Origin of the sequence: Mesorhizobium erdmanii USDA 3471 (assembly GCF_000472705.1) — a bacterium.
In the GTDB taxonomy this organism is placed as follows: Bacteria; Pseudomonadota; Alphaproteobacteria; order Rhizobiales; family Rhizobiaceae; genus Mesorhizobium; species Mesorhizobium erdmanii.
Window position 1 is genome coordinate 73,188 of sequence record NZ_AXAE01000025.1, and the last position, 15,603, is coordinate 88,790.

A 15,603-nucleotide genomic window follows, 5' to 3' on the forward strand; every position below is an offset into this window, starting at 1 on the left:
TCATTGGGAGATGGCATCGGGTCCCCTCACTTTCCGAACAGCCCCACCGCCGACACGCTGCGGCTCGTAAGGTTCAAGCCCGGTCGGTTCGTTTACATTGTTCAGTCTCAGATTGAAGACGCAGGTTGCTTCGTTGCCATTGCGCAGGGTCCATTGGTAATTGACCTTGTCGACGACGATGTACGCGCCCTCGCGGCGATAATTCACAAGGGTCTCATTGCGCTCGCTATCGACGACATAGATCGCCGGCACCTCCCTTGCCGGATCGAAGCGGAACCAGGTTTTCACGCCGTCGTCGTAGATCACGAGCGGCTTATTTGCCGACGACCCCTTATAGGCATAGGACGAGTTGGCATTTTCCGCCTTGAAGCCTTGCCGGTTCGGCTGCGCTGCCCGGGCCCGGGCTTCGTCCATCAGCGCCGCGTCCGACGCCTCTTCGGGATAGCGGAACTTGATCGCGTAGACTTGTTGCGCAACCGGCCGAAACTCGCCGTTGAGGAAGAACACGTAGCTGCGCTTGTTCGTCAGGACGTTGAGATTCCCGCCCGCATTCTTTTCGATCGGCTTCACAAACAGCACATTGCCCTTCTTGTTGGGCTCGATGCTCCAGGCCGGGACGTCGCCAGCGCCGAGGGTTTCGATCTTCTCGTCATCGCCGAATTCGATCATGGTCGAGGCGCCATAGCTCGCCGGCACCGACACGACATCGTCCTTTTGATACCAGACGAAGCGAATGCGGCTGTCACGAGATCCCGCCCGAGGGGTCTGTTCGGCAAGGGCCGGCTGGACCGCGCAAACGGCGAGCCCGATTGCCATCAGGATGCCGGCGACCTTCATTGCGGAGTCTCCGGAGTCGGTGCCGTCTCCTGATCGCGCCGATATTCAAGCACTTGGAAACCGAGCGGATTTTGAAAGCGAATCTCGTTTTTGGCTGGCGCGCCGGTGTAGCGGAACCGGATCAACGACACCCAATGCCGCTGCACCGTGTTAGCCTGGCTCTTTTCCTCCGTCATGAACCGGACCAGAGCGGTCCTTTGGTTGGGAAATGTCACGGACTTCACGGTCACAGCCACGACGGTGTTTCGCCCGTAGAGCACGACGGGGTTGGTCACCTTGTTTGCCGGGCTGAAAAGCTCGACGAGCTCTCTCGAGGCATCGCCGGCGCTCAGCAATTGCGCGAGATCGAAGTTGTCCTTCAGCGCCTTCGGATCGTAGGTCTCGCGAGCCTTCACATAACGAACGATATCGAACATCCCCATCGACTCGTCCTGCTGCAAAGGACCGTCAGCCAGCGGCCGCTTCACCTCGACAAACCCGGTGGATTTGTCGACCACCACCATGTAGGGCTCATAGGTCTTGAGCGGCAGCGCCAGGATCAGCGCGCCCACGGCTGCCACGGCAATGACCGAGGCGACGCTTGCCACACACCATGCCAGAGATCGCGACCAGCGATTGCGCCGCGCGATATCTTTTTCCCAGATTGCCGCATCCACGTAGTACGGCAATGGAGACTCGGTTTCCTTCGCCGGTCCCCCAGCGCTTTCCGTCACGTCGCTCATTGGTGCCCCAAACTATGCGGGATCCGTCAGCTTTCGCGAAAGCCGCGCATATTCCGCTGAATTCTCGTATCTTCTTTGTGCGAGGCTCACGCGCGCCCGCTCGCGACCCGCCAAACGTTCCTGCCGCGTGCTCCAGCCCATGCGTCCCATCAGCGTCCGCTGACCGGCTTGGCCCAGTGATCCGAAAGCCCCGCCGTAAAACCGCCCAAACGAAGGCGTTCCAATACCAATTCCGCCTGCGAGTGAGGCGGCAACGTTGGTGATTTGCGACAGCAGCAGCACGCCGACGAGGCAGATCAGGATCAGCGGCGCGGCTTCGGTCAAAGTCGTTGTGGCGGCGCCGTTCGACCGGTTGACCGCGTCGAAATAGGTCTGGGTGATCGAGATGAAGAAGGCGCAGAAGGCGTAGACCAGAATCTGCACACACATGTACTGCACGATCGCGGTTATCCAGCCAGCGAAGAACCGGGTCGTGTAGCCGAACAGCATGAGAATGATGAACACTGGGGCGAGCGCCAGCAAAAGCCAAAGAAAGATCTTCGACAGGATGATGAGGAAGATCGCATAACCGATGAGCAGCGCGCCGACGACGAGGATGATTGCCGCCAGCACGTAGCCGCCGAAGTTCAACACCCCTAGGCTCTTGATAAAGGCAGAGGTGGAGTTGGCGAGCGAATCCCAGATATTTTGTAGGGCCGTCTGCACGGAATTGACGGAGTTCAGCCCGGCCGATGTCCCGGTCACATTCGCCGACACGCTCGTGAGAAGGCTGTTCCCGATCGCGGAAGGTGTCTCATTCGCGAACGAATAGGCATATGTTTGAAAGTCGCCCCAACTCGTCGCCAGAGCGTAGATGACGAAGGCGCGGAACAGGCGCCAGACCATCTCTTTTCCCGATCCGGTCGAGGTTCCCTGCCAGATGCTGATGGCCCAGAATATCACGTACAGCGTCAGCATCAGGCCGGCGACACCCACCTGTCCGCCGCGGGTCAAGGCGGACGCGAGGTTCTGGTAGGCTTGCGATACGTAGTTATTGCCGAACTGATCGACCTGTTGCAGAAGCGTCGTGATATTGAAGTTCATTTATTCGCCATCCCACCTGGAAACAGAGATGGATCGCTATTGAGTGCCTTCATCGGACCACACTCGAATGGCTTCGCCGCTTCTGTTTTTGGTTCGGGCGCCGCGAACCCCAGGGGCTGCATCGGTCCCTCGTCGCGCGAGCATGGAGCCTTCAGCGGCTTGTGGCCGCACCCGGAGGTCGCGACAGCGCCAATGATGGCGGCCGCTGATAGAAGCAAGCGCACAGTCATTGGCCGGATTTGTATTCGAGCCCCCGCGAGGCCTGGGTGATCAGGTTCATACGATCGATGTTTTCCTGGTTGGCGGCCGCCGTTGCGGTGTTCACCGCGCCGATCAGCTCGTTCACGGTCAGACCGGTTTGCACCATGATCTGGCTGTTCTGATCGATCGAGCCCTTAATGTCCTGCGCCGTGCCGATCCGCTGAGCGCCCGACTGAAAAGCGTTGGAACGCGTCTTCACCCCGTTTTGCGAGGAGTCGACCAGTCCGGTGACCGTGGCCGCGACGTTCACCAGGGCGCTGTAGTTCTTATCCATCTGCGTCGTCTGGCCATTGATCAGACCCGAGATGGTTTTCACCAGCTGCAGGCCGTTGATCAGGTTGGAAACGATCCCCTGCGATCCGTTGCCGAGGCCGGCGAACGACAACGAGCCACCCGAGATCACGCTACCAAGCGAAGGCGCGCCCCCCATCGAGAAGCCGCCATTGCCCAACGCCATCTGCGCCAGCTGGCCGGCCTGGCTCGACCGGTCGCCCGTGACGGCCTGGAGCGTCTTTTGCGTATAGTTCATGATGTTGCGGTCGGTGCTGAGGATCTCGCTCGTGGCCGATGCAATCTGCCGAGCCTGCTCCAGATTGGCCTCGTCGATCGTAGGCACCTGCGCAAAGGCGATGCCGCCAAAGCCAAGCAAGAGTGCCGCTGTTAACGCAATTCCACGCATAGCGCTGTCTCCTATTGAGCCTGATATTGCTTGACAGCCGACATCAGTTCGTCGGTCGTCATGGTGACGGGGGCGCTGGTCGCGTCCCTTTGGATTTGCGTAAGCATGGGCGATACGTTTTCAACCGTGTCGGTCGTGCGCGGCGCCGGGCATGCGCTGTCCGTCGACGAGCAGCATGGGTTGCCGGCTTTGCCGATGCCACTCGACCCCCCGGGGCAGCTCGTCGCGCCACCGGAGCCAGGCGGCGGGGACGCGGGAGTGGGCACCACCAGGCCGGAGGATCCGCGGCTCGTCAGTGTGGCAGTGCCGATGTTGCGCACGTTGAAAGCTTGGGCGAAGAAGCCTGTCGCCTGGATCACCTCGTTGAAAGTCAGCCCGCCTTGGGCGCGGATTGCGCTGTTGCGGTCGAAGGCTTCCATGACCGTTCTGTCGGTCCCGATATCCTGCCCCATGGTCTCGAAGACCTGTCTATTGGGGGCCACCGTCGACATGCTGCCGTTCATGCCGCCGAGAACCTGACCGGTGCTGTCGAGCAGGCTTCTTTCACCGGCATTGCCGCCGACAGCGCCCGACCCCGACCCGGTTGAGGCGAACGCCGAAGAGCCCTTGATGTCGGGATTGGCCTGTTCCAAGGACGCCCGGCCACTCGCCGGATCGACCGAAGCCTTCGGGCTCTTCACGTTCTGCGCCTTTTTGGGCGTCGTCACCGAGCAATTGACGCCCTGCGTGGCGGACTTCGTGTCCTCCTGGATGAGCTTGATCTGAACCTTGTCGGCCTTGTCCTCGCTCCGCTGCGACAGAATAGGGCTGTCAGAAACCGGCACGGCCGCCATGGCCGTCGATCCCGCGAAAATCGTCACAAGGGCGGCCGTCGCGCCCATGATGGTCTTCATTCCGGGTCCCTCCCAAGAAAGATTGGCAACCAGACCTGCGGATCGTCGCCGACGCGCGCGCGCAGCGCGTCGAGCTCCTGAACCGTCTCAATTCGACCGGAAAGGATCTTGATCGCGTCAGGCATCGCGCCGAGATTGAGGCGCGCGATGACGCTGTCCTGGTCATGCTTGATCAGGAATTTGCGGGCTTCGGGCGGGGTTTCGCGGATCCATTTGATCTCGCGTTCCGACAGCCCGAAAGCCCTGTGCGAGTCCTCATCGGCCTTCGGGTTGGGGAAAAAGATATTGGTTGGTGTCTGTTCGATCAGCGTGTTGGCGATCGACGACTTCACGATATCCGCCGCAGACTGCGTGCCGAAACCAATGATGCCATTCAACTTTCGAATGGTTTTCAGCTTGTCCTTGATGAAGTAGCTGAAAATATCATTGTCCAGGAGCTTCCAGCCTTCATCGAGGAAGATCATGACCGGTTGCCCGTCAAGCAGCTCCTCGATGCGATGGAAGATATAGAGCAAGGCCGCCGTGCTGGTCGTTGCGTCGCTCAACACGCTGGTCATGTCGAAGCCAAAAATGGACGACATCGAAAACGAATCTTCGGCGTTGTTGAACAACCAACCGCGCTGATCGGGTCTCATCCATGGCTGAAGGCGCGAATAGAGATCGTCATCGCCGGCGCGCATCGCACCACGCAACAGCTCGGCGAACTCTTCCATGGTTCGACCTTCGGGCGGTGCGCTTGCCACCTGGGCGATCGCGTTGCGAATGACTTGCTCCTCGCGCGTCGAGTGGGCGTGTCCGTCGGCGCGACGCAGCATGAAACTGAAAAGCTGGAAGAGAAATTCCCGGTTGTGCGGCGTATCGGGCAGGCGCAATGGATTGAAGCCGGAAGGCTCGCCGGCCTTGAGAACCTCATAGCGGCCGCCAAGCGACCGCACGAAGATATCCAGGCCGCGGTCCTTGTCGATCATGACCAGTTTGGGGCGCGGCGTGATGCGCTGCGCCTGTGCGGCAAGAAAGCTGAGCAGCACCGTCTTGCCGGAGCCCGAGGGACCGTTCAGGGTAAAGTTGCCGAGATCGCGAACATGGAAGTTGAAGAAGTAGGCCGTTTGCGACGTCGTCTCGAGCACGCTTATCGGCGTTCCCCAATGCACCCCACCAGCCCGGCCGCTCGGATAGTTATGGAAGGCCGAGAAGCCCGCCATGTTCTTCGATGAGATCATCGACTTGCGCGCCACATAGGCGAAATTGCCGGGCAGGGTGGCCCAGAATGCAGGTTCACAATTCAGGTCCTCGCGAACCCACAGGGCGGACACCTCCGTCAGCGCGGTGCCGACGTCGGTCACGCAGCGCGCCACGTCGTCCATGGTTTTCCCAAGGCACAGCACCGTCAGATGATGCAAACCATAGAGCGCTTCCGAAGATAAAAGCTCATCGCGCGCTTCGCCGAGTTGATCGGCGACGATCGAGCCGGCCTCATCCGACATGTCGATCTTGCGCCCGACCCGCTCCATCTGGGTCAGCGCCTGGGGCTTATCGATGATGGCGAAGGATTGCGTGACGATGAATTCGTGCGGCACCTTCAGCATGGGGTTGAGCATCCCCGGTCCCGTAATGGAGGGGTATTCGCCCACTGAAATGATGGCGCCGTATCGCGTTTCGCCAGGAAACGCCCCGCGAATTTCCAGCGCATTCGGGCCGAAGAACAGGCGCTTGGTCGCCAGCGCCTCCGCAAGCTTCATGCGCGGCAGTGCCATCGGCCGCGGAAACCCGCCATTGACAAGCTGCACCAGGAATTCCAGCGGCTCGGAATGCCAAACGTCATTGCGCTTGACGACGCTCAGAACCCGCGCGCCATACGCCTGCAGGCTCTCTCGGACGGCTTTCAACACATCCGTGAGTTCGATCAGCGACCGCTCCTCGCTCGAAGAGCGACCGTCCGCCGCCCTGCGTCCCAAAAGCTTGCGGATCACAAGATCCGCTGTCCCGACGGTGCCCTGCAGTTCGCGCCGCACGATCGTCAGGTAGATGTCGTTCACAAACATGCGCTGGGTGCGCAGGGTCGCCGTATAGCGCTGATCCAGCTCTTGGCAGAACTTATTCTCGAAGCTTGACTCGATCGCCGGCTTCACCTCGCGGCGCAGGATATGCGAGTAGATCGCATAGCGGGAATTCGCCAACCCCCGAATGAGATCGTTGCGACCGAGCAGGCGCGAATTGATCTCGGCGATATCGATCGTCTCGAAAGATAGCCCGCTCATGTGAACGAAGGACATCAACATGCCGTCCTGCGTCTTGATCACCTCGTCGGACACATGCCGCGAATAGGGTATATGGGCCGAAACCGGGTTCTCCCGACGAGACACTGCCCCGAAACTCAGTTCATCACGAAGAGCCCGTGCGATCGCCACGGTCAGACCCGATAGCTGCGCGCGCCCCAGAAGCTGGCGCTCCGGGGCGGCATCTTTCGTGAACGGATGAACATGATCTCGATGAACATGGGATCGCGCATGATCGCGATCCTGGCAACCGCATAGAGCGGCACGCAGATAGAGAGCATGACCAGATTATGGGTTGCGAGGAACACGACAGCGGTCAACACGCCGATGAACCCCGCTAGCTCGTAGGGGATGCCGAGCACCGTCGGCGCTCGGGTCAAGCCCTTGACGAGAGGAGTGATCAACAATTTGGGCTCGCCAGGATCGATCCGGCCGTCTGCCATGCCATCACCTGCCGACCGCGGATTGAAAGAATTCGACGATCTGAGCCGAGCCGAAGACCAGCACGATACCCAAGACCCAGCTTCCGGCCACAAACCATGACAGGCGTGCCGCCCAGGCCATGAAGCCCATGAAAATGCAGAACAGAACCGCCAAAGCCGTCGCGATCGGCCCGGTCAGGGTCTGCACCAACGTCTGCAGCGTGCTTTGCACCGGCTGGAGATTTCCGCCCCCGGCCATGGCCTGCGTCGCCAGCACCATGAGCGGCATCGCCACACCAGTGCTGCGTGCAGCAATCGTCTTCAACAAGGTCATCAAAGCTTCTCCTCAGTCAAAGTTTTGCACCATCCCGCCCTGCCAGACCGGCGCCGTCGCTTCTCGAGACGTCGTCGTGCTGCCATTGCGGGAGTTGCTGCGGGATAGGTCATTTCGTTGATCCGCTGCGCCGGCCGCAGCCTGTTGAACGCCGGCCAGATCGGGGCTCGCGGCGCCGGCGGGCATCACTGCTTCGGACCCGGCCGATGGCCATTGGTAGAAATCATTGATGACGTTGGCGACGTAACCGACCGTCTCGGAGTAGGGCGGCACGCCCTTATATTTGAGAACCGCGACCTCGCCGGCATTGTACGCGGCGAGCATGTATATCGGGTTCGGAAATTTGCGATGCAGATCCCGTAGAAAGCCGATCCCACCTTTCACATTATCCGCGGGATCGCAGATATTGACACCGTAGCTTGCTGCCGTGGATGGCAGAAGCTGCATCAGGCCATAGGCCCCTTTGGGCGATAGCGCGCCCGTATTGAAACGACTTTCGGCCCGTGCAACCGCGACAATGAGCGGCGGGGCAAAGCCTTGCTGGCGCGCGATCGTTTCGACGATCCGCTGTCCTTCTTCCTTCGACAGGGCAGCGACGCCGGGGCAGGGGTTGTCAGCCTTGGTCGATGTCACCGGAGCGGCCGCGCCGTCAACGCCTCCTGGCGCGCCGATCCGCTGCACGTCTTGGCGCTCAACCTGATAGGCCGGCATCACCCGGCCATTCACGTCGACGGCAGCATTAACGATGCGCGTGGCAGGTGCCGTAACGCGGTCCTGGAATCCTTGCGAGGCTTCCTGCGCAAACGTCCCTTGGCACATCACCAGGATCGCACACGCTGCCAGTACCGCTTTGCGGAATCGAATCACCAAGATAATCCTGCGCCGTTGCCGATTTTGCGATATCGAATTAATACAATGATTCGATGAACTGCAATCGCGAAATTGAGGCAGAGACAATGAAAATGATCGGAGTTCTTCCCCTTGTGGCGTTTTTGCCGACCTTGGCGGCTCTGTCGGCGGCCCCGGCCCGTGCCGATGACTTCGGCTGCAAGGTCTTGCTGTGCATCCTCAACCCGCAGGGTTGGGCGAGCGTCGGGGAATGTGTGCCTCCGGTCGAGCGCGCTTTCCGTATGGTCGCGCATGGGGAGCCCTGGCCTCAGTGCCCCGAGGCCGGCAGTTCCGGTCGTATCGGATATGAGAAATTCAAACCCTGCCCGGACGGCACGATCGCCGTCTCGCCCGAGACGGAATCGAGCGGGAGCGACAACAGCTCTCGCTCACAAACTGTCTACAAGCCCGACAGCAACGGCGCTTTCTGTGCTCTGCGGAATGCGACGAATGCCTCTTGGGACACTTACCCGAGAGGGTCGGGCTCCGGCACGCATCCCATATCCTCCGTGACGCGGCGCGAGCAGCGGACGGAGCCAAACTATCTCGATCTCACGACGACCGACGGCAAACAGCGCTTCTGGTTCGATCTGAGCAGGTATCAATAATGAAGCCTGGCTTCTCAGCCGTTGGCCTTCTCGCGGCCGTCCTCGCCTGTGTTCCGGCACTGGCCGAGGAGAAACCCAATCCCTGGTTTACGATCCCCGCCACAGCATCTTTCAGCACCGGGGACACCTGGACCTATGCCGGCGAGACCCACCGTCTCTACGGTGTTCAAGCCTGCTTGCGAGGCACTTATTTTACAAATGGGGCAGGGGGGCGTGTCGATTGCGGCGAGGCAAGCCTTGCCATGCTCGTCTCTCTCATTCGGGATCTCAAACCTCAGTGCTACACGGCCGCCTGGCAGGCCGCGACCAAAACGCGCTTCGTCGTTTGCGTCGCACAGCCTACTTCAGGATCCGCGGCCGGTTCTCGCATCGATCTCGGCACAGCGCTGATCTCGACCGGCTGGGCGTTCGCTGCCGTCACTCCGAACGGCGCTCCGGTTCATGCTCCCTATATCGTCGCGCAGGAGGTCGCTAAAAAGCAGCACCTTGGCCTGTGGCAGTTCGCCGACGTGCCCGATCCGAATGCCATCATCCTCCGCGATATCCGAAACGCATTTAACCAGGCAGGTCAGTCTTCTGATCCGCCTGCAAATCGATAACCGGTCCCCGGCGGGTTGGGTCATACGGGCCATCCTGCAGAGACCATCGCCGGATCACGAACGCGACGGCCAGCGCAATCGCCGAAATCGAGCCAAGAAAAATAGCCGCGATTAGCCCCGGCTCTCGCCAAAACGATAGACTGTCCCACTGGTTCAGAAGGCGGGCGCCGGACAGCACCAAAATCAGGATTGTTGCGATGACAATGCCCGTTCCCGGATCCATGTCGAATTTCTTCAGCATCGCTTTCTCCTTTTCACACTCCCGGGTCACGGCGCCGATCAACGGTCGCTTCTAGCGCAAACACCGGCGCCAGGCGCAAGCCCCAGGCTCAGCTTGCCCCGTCAGTGCGCCAGCCGGCGCCTGCGCTTCGTCGCTCTCACGGACTCTCGCCAACCGCATCCAATCATTGCCGTCATCTGGCCTTTCGCTTGTTCACCATTTCTATTTCCTGGCTGGTCCAATTACCGCGGCTGCCTCGCATCACTTCCGCTTTTCAGTTGTTGCGTCGATATTCCAAAGCCTGCCTGCCAGGCGGAGCCGAAAGCCGCTGCTGTTTGCCCGGTAGCGCCGGCCGGGGGCCGCTTGCGTCCCAGCGCCAGGTCTCGAGCTCGCAGCTTGAAATCAGATGGTCGAATTCCGCCCGTACCGCCTCCTTGGCATCGTGCGGTACGACAAAAAGCGCGGTTCCCTGTTGGTCAACGTCGGTCAGAAGACCGAACGCCATCGGCGCTGCCGGCAGCACGTTGTAGCGCAACGTTTTCACAAATCGCCGATGCTCCCCGGTCAGGACCTCGATCAATTCCTTTTCGTCGTTGTGTTGAAACGGAATCCAATTTTCCGTCACGTTCATAAAGCCGATTTCGTCGATCGACAGAAGGCCGGACGGCATCTGCATGACCGTTGCGATGGTGATCAGGTGCGAATTTTCGTGCAGTCGCCAGAGGTCGAATTCAGTTGCAAAGCGCTTCGGCACAGTCTTGAACATTTTCTCATCCAGAAAGAGCGGCGCGTCGGGCATATGCTTGATCGACAGCTTGCCGCCAAACCGGGCGGGATCCAGCGATTTCACAATGCCGATCACGATCTTCCTGTGCTTCGCCATAGCTGCCGCGGCGAAAGCCCGCTCCCGATCCGCTGCCAGGCGATCCTTGTGCTCAGGCGAGTACATTGCCGGCATAAACAGCAGTTCGCGCAACTGGAACTTCTGGCTCGACTTTGCATCGGCCGCGCCCCAGAGAAAGGTCCGAACCAACCCCCAATTTCTTTTTCCCACAAAGCCGGGCGCCATTAACGTCAGTTCCGCCTCTTCCCAGAGATAATCAAGCAAGCCTCGCAGCGTGAGCTTTTTCGGATCGGCTTTTACGGTGTGGTGCGAAGTCCCCTCGCCGGATGGCCCCTGCCGCGCCTTGCCCTGTGTCAGTGCGAAGGCCAGCTTCAGCCGCGCGGCCTCCGATGCAGGATCCTCAATGATCGCTTGACCCAGGACCTCCGCCTTTCCCGAGAGTGCAAGAGGCAGTTCATAGCGATCACAGTCTACCGCATGGTCCTTGCCGGTGTTCGGCATGCGCTTGACGATCAATTCCTCGCCGACAGCGGCAATGTACATCGGCACTCCGGGATGTCGACACAAACACAAGACACGGGCCTGCTTGTCGCGCGCCTGACGCAAGAGCGTCTGAATTTCCGGATGCTGTGGGCCAACCGTGCGACCCAGAATAGCAAAGTCACTCATAAGGATGCCATCCGACCTTAGATCGTGCACCCTATGATTAAATCATTGAATCGATATCTCATTCAACCCCCTTTGGCTTCAACGATGCATCCCATGGATTGACGTGGTTAAGCCTGGGCCGTCGCGGCGTCAGGGCGATCGTCCATTCCACCGCCATCGCTTTCCCTCCGAACAAAGCGACGCTCATGGACTACGCGGGCCTAACATGCAAAAGCGTGCAATCATTTGCGTTACCTATCAGGCAGGTCGCAGACCTGTTGAACCAGGCGGACGGTCTGTGCGCGTGATTGAGCGGTTCCCGGCGCGGTTGGGGACTGTTAGAGTTTGAAGCGGCCAAGGCGCCGATCGTTGAGGCGGTACTGCCAGATGAGGTTCGGATCCTTGGGGTTGACGCCGGATGTCGACCAGGAGGACCGCTCGAACTTTGCAGCGTCATGCAAGGGAAGATCGTCATCACAGCGCGACGGCTGTAACGACGAGCGAAGACGATAATAACGTCCGAGTTTGCGCGTCAGAAACGCGATGACACAGACGGCGGCGAGGGACAGGATCAAGAAAGCAGTGGAAAAGCTGAGCATGCGAATGCCGGCTTCCTGATCGGGCAGGGCGAAGAAAGCGAGCACGCCGCCGGCGAAAATTGCGAACGCGAACCTGATCAACATGACAGAGAGCCTCGTATTTGGATGTCGATCATTATAATATCACGGATCGAGCGTCATTATAATGATCAATAGAGATAGGATGGGCCGCTCATGGATCAAGCGTTTATCGACGGCTGGGGGCATGGTGTCGCTTTTGGGGACCCCGGCTTCAGAGTGCGGCGTATTCCCCAACGCCTTTTCCAGCTCGAACCGGATAGAGATTGGATCCTCGCCGACTTCGCAGGGGCTAAGCATTACGGCCCGTTAGAGTAATTGGCAGATGCGAATCATGTCTGCGCAGCCCGCCTAATACCGTCACATAGCCGGGAAATCATCCACGCTCTTGAAGCAGCGGCGTCGAGGTTTCGCTTCTGGTCGCTCTGCACCAGGTCACTCGAAATGGGATGGGGCAACGATTGCAGGGCCAGCCCGTCGCGGGGGAAGAGAGAACAAGGTTGTCCCTCCGGATCAGGCATTACACGACAATCTCATAAGTCGGATGACCAGGCCATCCAAACCGGATCATTTAATTATTCATTTCCCACAGGGCGTGCAGATCGAAATGCTATCGTGCCCTCGAATGAATTTGCGGTGGCCAAAAGCTATACGCCTCACTTTGAGGGAGGTATGGGGGAGGATGCCGCGACACTTTAATGGGGCAATGTGTCATCGGTTCGGCTGCCAACCTAACCACTAGACATTTTACAGAAAATAGCGGTCATATTCCGCCCGATAAGCGGGAGTGCAGCTGTGCCGATATTTAAAAACAAGACAGAAGACAGCGATGGCTGGCTTTCGATCCTGCTCGCACTGCGTCTTCGCCAAATCGAGAACGAGTACCCCGACTATGCGAGTTTTGCCGACGCCACTGGGCTCTCACGTGGCACGCTCTACCAGTTGCGGGCGGGGAAGGGGAACCCGACGTTAGTTACTCTTGAGCGGCTGGCACGGCATCTGAAGGTGCCGGTGTGGACGCTGATCGGTCGGCCTGGTGACGACGACAGTGTGAAGCGGGACATCGAGACGTTCGGCTTTAACTTCAACGAGATTGCGCGGCATATTGAGGCCACGCGTGCTGTGAAGCGCTCCATGACTGAGTTCAGTGGTGTGCTTCCTTTGAAAGAGGCAGCCAACCCCGCTGGGGCAACCTCCGAGAAGAAGCGGCTACCTCCGGCCAAAAAGGGACGCAGGGCCAGTAGCATACGAGTAAAGTAGAAGCTGCTAAACAATGAGCGTAGATTTATTTGCTACGATAGGCAAAAAATCTATTTTATATTTCTTTGACAGGTATCAGAGAATCCAGCAGCGTCGATGCGATGTCATCCTTTTGCTGAAGGGTTCACGATGCAAGCGAATATCTGGCAAGTCGCAGGAGACGACGCGCTCTATAAGGAGGCGGCAGCGTTCGTCGATTGCCACCCGAAACCATGGGTGGAAGAGGTTTCGGAGTTTCTGCGGAAGAAAGGCAAGCCCGAGACGATCACGTTGGTGATCGGACAGTTCATCGTGGCGGCTCTGTTCGAAGGCCGACACGCGGATCTGTTGTACTGGTCGCTGGTTGCGGCCGAAGTGAACTGCGTTGCGATGGAGCAATGGCCAGATGATGTGCGCCAGGAGCTGGCGAGTCATCTGAAACGGGGATTTGGCAAGCTCTCGGCGCGAAATCTCTCCCATTGAAGGCTGCGCCCCGACGGCGCGGCCTCAAATAAGGGAGACGGGGTCACACCTGACCAGAGGCAACGTTGATGTCGCTGCCGGCGGGACCGGGAGCGGATGAAGCGAGTTTTGTGTCACCACCGTTAGGCGTCGGAAAGTCGCCTGGTCCCAGTTGGCAGACCGCTTGCGCGCCGCATCCCTGAGGAATGGATTGGCCGGCCGAATTGAGGCCGGCGTAGCGGCGGTTTACGTCGTTCGTCCAGTTACGGCGCTGGCTTTCAGTGCTGCCGTTGTAACGATCGGCGAGACAGCGAATATCTGACGTGCCGCCGCATGAGTTGACAGCATCGCGAAGCGTCATTACGCCGCCTTCAATGTTTTCGGACAAGATGCCCCGATCCATTCCGTAGGCCCGGCCGGTCGCCCCCGTAAGCTGCATCGGTCCAAGAACGCCACTGAAGGAGCCGGCACATGCTGACATCGCGCCTTCGTGGGCGGACACGGCAAGAGCGAGCTTGGGATCAACGCCATACTTGGTGGCGGCGTCTACAATCATATTGGCGATGTTCGGGTTGCGCTCCATCATCTCTTGCGTGGACGGATAGCTCGGCAGACCCGCTCCGTTCGTACAAAGAGAACGCAAGGTGGTTTTGTCATGGAGGTCGCAAGAACTTGCATCCTGATCGAAGGAATTCGCTTGCGCAACACGCGCTTGTCCAACGACCAGGAGCGCGGAGAGGAGTATTGGGAAGGGACGCAGCATCTTACTTCCCCGGGCAGAAATTATAGATGGCGCCATTGATGGAGAGCGCGTCGCTGGATGGGCGCGTAATCTTCATCGGCGTGATGACCGGGGAGCTGCTGCCACGCTCTGTACATGAGGCTTGGAACGCATCGTCTGCATGACGGGTGCCTGCTATCTTGCAGGTGCTTGCGCCGACGGTGATTGCGTCGCCGTCGAACTCGGCAAGTTCGAGAGCACCGACGCCTTGGTCGAGATCGGCACATGTGTGCGTGGACGCTACATATGATCCCTGCGGAGCCTTGAGCGGATCAAGTGCTTGCGCGATTGCCGGCGAGATCAAGACGGCTAGAGTCGCGAAGATTGTCCGGCTGGCCATGGCAGATCTCCGGAACATCATCCCGCCGTGGCCGCCGGCAGGAGCCGCGGTCAAGGCCGCGCATCGCGCGCCGTCAGGGAAGCATTGATCCGTTGGCGATGGCCGGTGGCAGGCTGGTGTCCTGAATAACGTCAGGTTCTCCATGTCGATCATGATTGCACTCCTTCCGAATATCGAGGTTGCCGGAAACACACCGGGCATCGCGGCTTCCTCTAGGGTTGCGGGACAGGGACCCGGTATTGGCATTCCGGGGCGATTTCACCTTGGAATACGATGCCGGCGCGAATGCTTTTGGCCTGAACATCATATGCACCCATCGCGCCATTCCGAGCGAGGTCGGGGCGGACGTTGTTCGGTTGCGCGCCATATTCGATGAAACAGCCGGAGCCGGCGTCAGCGACCGTGGATCGGCCATTCTGATAGATCGCCAGGCGCATGGGGCATCGTTTTAGCGTGGCCTTGCCGACGGGATCCGTGCGGATCGGCGAGCAGCCGGTAAGCGTATGCAGGACCGAGAGCACGACAGTTTTCGTCGGGCTGCGCACCACGATGTGACTCTCGGAAGCCGGCGCGTTGGCGACGGCAAAGCGCGTATCACCTTCGGCCGCGTAGACGTCGTTGTTCTCCTTCAGCCGGTCGGCCCATAGCGAGGCGTAGGGCGCAGCCTCCGAGTTCGGGAGCTCGAGATCGGCATAGGCCACGGCGCGCCAGGCGTTTGGATCATGCTTGAGCGACTGAGCCGAAGCGTGGGGCGCCAATGTAAGGGCAGCCGCGACTGCGACAAATGTCAGGCGTTCGTGCATTCCTTGCCTCGCTTTTGTACCCTATGATTAAATCAATAGATTGGTGA

19 protein-coding genes are annotated in these 15,603 nt (G+C 59.5%); 4 read left to right on the forward strand and 15 right to left on the reverse strand.

The window, feature by feature from the left end; translation table 11 throughout:
- The 9 genes from virB9 to A3AU_RS0120915 all read right to left on the reverse strand — a co-directional run bounded on the left by virB9 (position 1) and on the right by A3AU_RS0120915 (position 8,374).
- A complete protein-coding gene (gene virB9 / locus A3AU_RS0120875; RefSeq protein ID WP_027054599.1) occupies positions 1-837 on the reverse strand; it encodes a P-type conjugative transfer protein VirB9 in 837 nt (278 codons plus the stop codon).
- The gene (locus tag A3AU_RS0120880) at positions 834-1,559 is read right to left on the reverse strand and encodes a VirB8 family type IV secretion system protein (protein WP_027054600.1); all 726 of its coding nucleotides are present in this window, start codon (positions 1,557-1,559) and stop codon (positions 834-836) included. The genes virB9 and A3AU_RS0120880 overlap by 4 nt, the downstream gene beginning before the upstream one ends.
- Before the next feature lie 12 nt (positions 1,560-1,571).
- A complete protein-coding gene (locus A3AU_RS0120885; RefSeq protein ID WP_027054601.1) occupies positions 1,572-2,642 on the reverse strand; it encodes a TrbL/VirB6 family protein in 1,071 nt (356 codons plus the stop codon).
- A 226-nt stretch (positions 2,643-2,868) separates the two neighbouring features.
- Positions 2,869-3,582, reverse strand: coding sequence for a type IV secretion system protein (locus tag A3AU_RS0120890; RefSeq protein WP_027054602.1), 714 nt, complete (start codon positions 3,580-3,582; stop codon positions 2,869-2,871).
- An 11-nt stretch (positions 3,583-3,593) separates the two neighbouring features.
- The gene (locus tag A3AU_RS0120895) at positions 3,594-4,475 is read right to left on the reverse strand and encodes a hypothetical protein (RefSeq protein WP_027054603.1); all 882 of its coding nucleotides are present in this window, start codon (positions 4,473-4,475) and stop codon (positions 3,594-3,596) included.
- On the reverse strand, positions 4,472-6,883 hold the full coding sequence (locus A3AU_RS0120900) for a VirB4 family type IV secretion/conjugal transfer ATPase (protein WP_027054604.1): 2,412 nt from the start codon (positions 6,881-6,883) through the stop codon (positions 4,472-4,474). The genes A3AU_RS0120895 and A3AU_RS0120900 overlap by 4 nt, the downstream gene beginning before the upstream one ends.
- A gap of 2 nt (positions 6,884-6,885) precedes the next feature.
- Positions 6,886-7,194, reverse strand: a complete 309-nt coding sequence (locus tag A3AU_RS0120905; RefSeq protein ID WP_027054605.1) for a VirB3 family type IV secretion system protein — start codon at positions 7,192-7,194, stop codon at positions 6,886-6,888.
- A gap of 4 nt (positions 7,195-7,198) precedes the next feature.
- Positions 7,199-7,507: a TrbC/VirB2 family type IV secretion system protein gene (locus A3AU_RS0120910; protein WP_081709609.1), complete on the reverse strand. Its 309-nt coding sequence runs from the start codon at positions 7,505-7,507 to the stop codon at positions 7,199-7,201.
- A 12-nt stretch (positions 7,508-7,519) separates the two neighbouring features.
- Positions 7,520-8,374: a lytic transglycosylase domain-containing protein gene (locus A3AU_RS0120915; protein WP_027054607.1), complete on the reverse strand. Its 855-nt coding sequence runs from the start codon at positions 8,372-8,374 to the stop codon at positions 7,520-7,522.
- Positions 8,375-8,463: 89 nt separating this feature from the next.
- Here A3AU_RS0120915 and A3AU_RS0120920 point away from each other — a divergent pair, with 89 nt between their 5' ends.
- Positions 8,464-9,003 (forward strand): hypothetical protein, encoded by a 540-nt coding sequence (locus tag A3AU_RS0120920; RefSeq protein WP_154674624.1) that lies wholly within the window; start codon positions 8,464-8,466, stop codon positions 9,001-9,003.
- A complete protein-coding gene (locus A3AU_RS1000000138130) occupies positions 9,003-9,602 on the forward strand; it encodes a thermonuclease family protein (protein ID WP_081709610.1) in 600 nt (199 codons plus the stop codon). Before A3AU_RS0120920 ends, A3AU_RS1000000138130 begins: the two co-directional genes overlap by 1 nt.
- Here the strand turns inward: A3AU_RS1000000138130 and A3AU_RS1000000139010 are convergent.
- The 3 genes from A3AU_RS1000000139010 to A3AU_RS0120940 form a co-directional block, all read right to left on the reverse strand.
- A complete protein-coding gene (locus A3AU_RS1000000139010) occupies positions 9,559-9,843 on the reverse strand; it encodes a hypothetical protein (protein WP_154674625.1) in 285 nt (94 codons plus the stop codon). The genes A3AU_RS1000000138130 and A3AU_RS1000000139010 overlap by 44 nt on opposite strands.
- A 253-nt stretch (positions 9,844-10,096) precedes the next feature.
- A complete protein-coding gene (locus A3AU_RS01000000135770) occupies positions 10,097-11,335 on the reverse strand; it encodes a DUF1173 family protein (protein WP_081709611.1) in 1,239 nt (412 codons plus the stop codon).
- A gap of 317 nt (positions 11,336-11,652) precedes the next feature.
- A complete protein-coding gene (locus A3AU_RS0120940; protein ID WP_027054611.1) occupies positions 11,653-11,997 on the reverse strand; it encodes a hypothetical protein in 345 nt (114 codons plus the stop codon).
- A 729-nt stretch (positions 11,998-12,726) separates the two neighbouring features.
- Between A3AU_RS0120940 and A3AU_RS0120950 the strand changes: the two genes are divergently transcribed.
- Entirely contained in the window at positions 12,727-13,191 is a 465-nt protein-coding gene (locus A3AU_RS0120950) for a helix-turn-helix domain-containing protein (protein ID WP_027054613.1), read from the forward strand.
- A 129-nt stretch (positions 13,192-13,320) separates the two neighbouring features.
- The gene (locus tag A3AU_RS0120955; protein ID WP_027054614.1) at positions 13,321-13,653 is read left to right on the forward strand and encodes a hypothetical protein; all 333 of its coding nucleotides are present in this window, start codon (positions 13,321-13,323) and stop codon (positions 13,651-13,653) included.
- A gap of 43 nt (positions 13,654-13,696) precedes the next feature.
- Here the strand turns inward: A3AU_RS0120955 and A3AU_RS1000000137305 are convergent, their stop codons facing one another.
- From A3AU_RS1000000137305 to A3AU_RS0120970, 3 genes are read right to left on the reverse strand one after another with little or no spacing between them, the layout of a single operon-like run.
- Positions 13,697-14,395 (reverse strand): transglycosylase SLT domain-containing protein, encoded by a 699-nt coding sequence (locus tag A3AU_RS1000000137305; protein ID WP_051355418.1) that lies wholly within the window; start codon positions 14,393-14,395, stop codon positions 13,697-13,699.
- 1 nt (position 14,396) lies between these two features.
- Positions 14,397-14,906 (reverse strand): hypothetical protein, encoded by a 510-nt coding sequence (locus A3AU_RS1000000140150; RefSeq protein ID WP_027054615.1) that lies wholly within the window; start codon positions 14,904-14,906, stop codon positions 14,397-14,399.
- Positions 14,907-14,965: 59 nt separating this feature from the next.
- Entirely contained in the window at positions 14,966-15,556 is a 591-nt protein-coding gene (locus A3AU_RS0120970; protein ID WP_027054616.1) for a hypothetical protein, read from the reverse strand.
- Positions 15,557-15,603: the final 47 nt, after the last annotated feature.

What these genes read in the sequence shown, in the direction of transcription:
- virB9 (WP_027054599.1), bottom strand. Translation starts at nt 837, where the DNA reads ATGAAGGTCGCCGGCATCCTGATGGCAATCGGGCTCGCCGTTTGCGCG.
- A3AU_RS0120880 (WP_027054600.1), bottom strand. Translation starts at nt 1,559, where the DNA reads ATGAGCGACGTGACGGAAAGCGCTGGGGGACCGGCGAAGGAAACCGAG.
- A3AU_RS0120885 (WP_027054601.1), bottom strand. Translation starts at nt 2,642, where the DNA reads ATGAACTTCAATATCACGACGCTTCTGCAACAGGTCGATCAGTTCGGC.
- A3AU_RS0120890 (WP_027054602.1), bottom strand. Translation starts at nt 3,582, where the DNA reads ATGCGTGGAATTGCGTTAACAGCGGCACTCTTGCTTGGCTTTGGCGGC.
- A3AU_RS0120895 (WP_027054603.1), bottom strand. Translation starts at nt 4,475, where the DNA reads ATGAAGACCATCATGGGCGCGACGGCCGCCCTTGTGACGATTTTCGCG.
- A3AU_RS0120905 (WP_027054605.1), bottom strand. Translation starts at nt 7,194, where the DNA reads ATGGCAGACGGCCGGATCGATCCTGGCGAGCCCAAATTGTTGATCACT.
- A3AU_RS0120910 (WP_081709609.1), bottom strand. Translation starts at nt 7,507, where the DNA reads ATGACCTTGTTGAAGACGATTGCTGCACGCAGCACTGGTGTGGCGATG.
- A3AU_RS0120920 (WP_154674624.1), top strand. Translation starts at nt 8,464, where the DNA reads ATGAAAATGATCGGAGTTCTTCCCCTTGTGGCGTTTTTGCCGACCTTG.
- A3AU_RS1000000138130 (WP_081709610.1), top strand. Translation starts at nt 9,003, where the DNA reads ATGAAGCCTGGCTTCTCAGCCGTTGGCCTTCTCGCGGCCGTCCTCGCC.
- A3AU_RS1000000139010 (WP_154674625.1), bottom strand. Translation starts at nt 9,843, where the DNA reads ATGCTGAAGAAATTCGACATGGATCCGGGAACGGGCATTGTCATCGCA.
- A3AU_RS01000000135770 (WP_081709611.1), bottom strand. Translation starts at nt 11,335, where the DNA reads ATGAGTGACTTTGCTATTCTGGGTCGCACGGTTGGCCCACAGCATCCG.
- A3AU_RS0120940 (WP_027054611.1), bottom strand. Translation starts at nt 11,997, where the DNA reads ATGTTGATCAGGTTCGCGTTCGCAATTTTCGCCGGCGGCGTGCTCGCT.
- A3AU_RS0120955 (WP_027054614.1), top strand. Translation starts at nt 13,321, where the DNA reads ATGCAAGCGAATATCTGGCAAGTCGCAGGAGACGACGCGCTCTATAAG.
- A3AU_RS1000000137305 (WP_051355418.1), bottom strand. Translation starts at nt 14,395, where the DNA reads ATGCTGCGTCCCTTCCCAATACTCCTCTCCGCGCTCCTGGTCGTTGGA.
- A3AU_RS1000000140150 (WP_027054615.1), bottom strand. Translation starts at nt 14,906, where the DNA reads ATGATCGACATGGAGAACCTGACGTTATTCAGGACACCAGCCTGCCAC.
- A3AU_RS0120970 (WP_027054616.1), bottom strand. Translation starts at nt 15,556, where the DNA reads ATGCACGAACGCCTGACATTTGTCGCAGTCGCGGCTGCCCTTACATTG.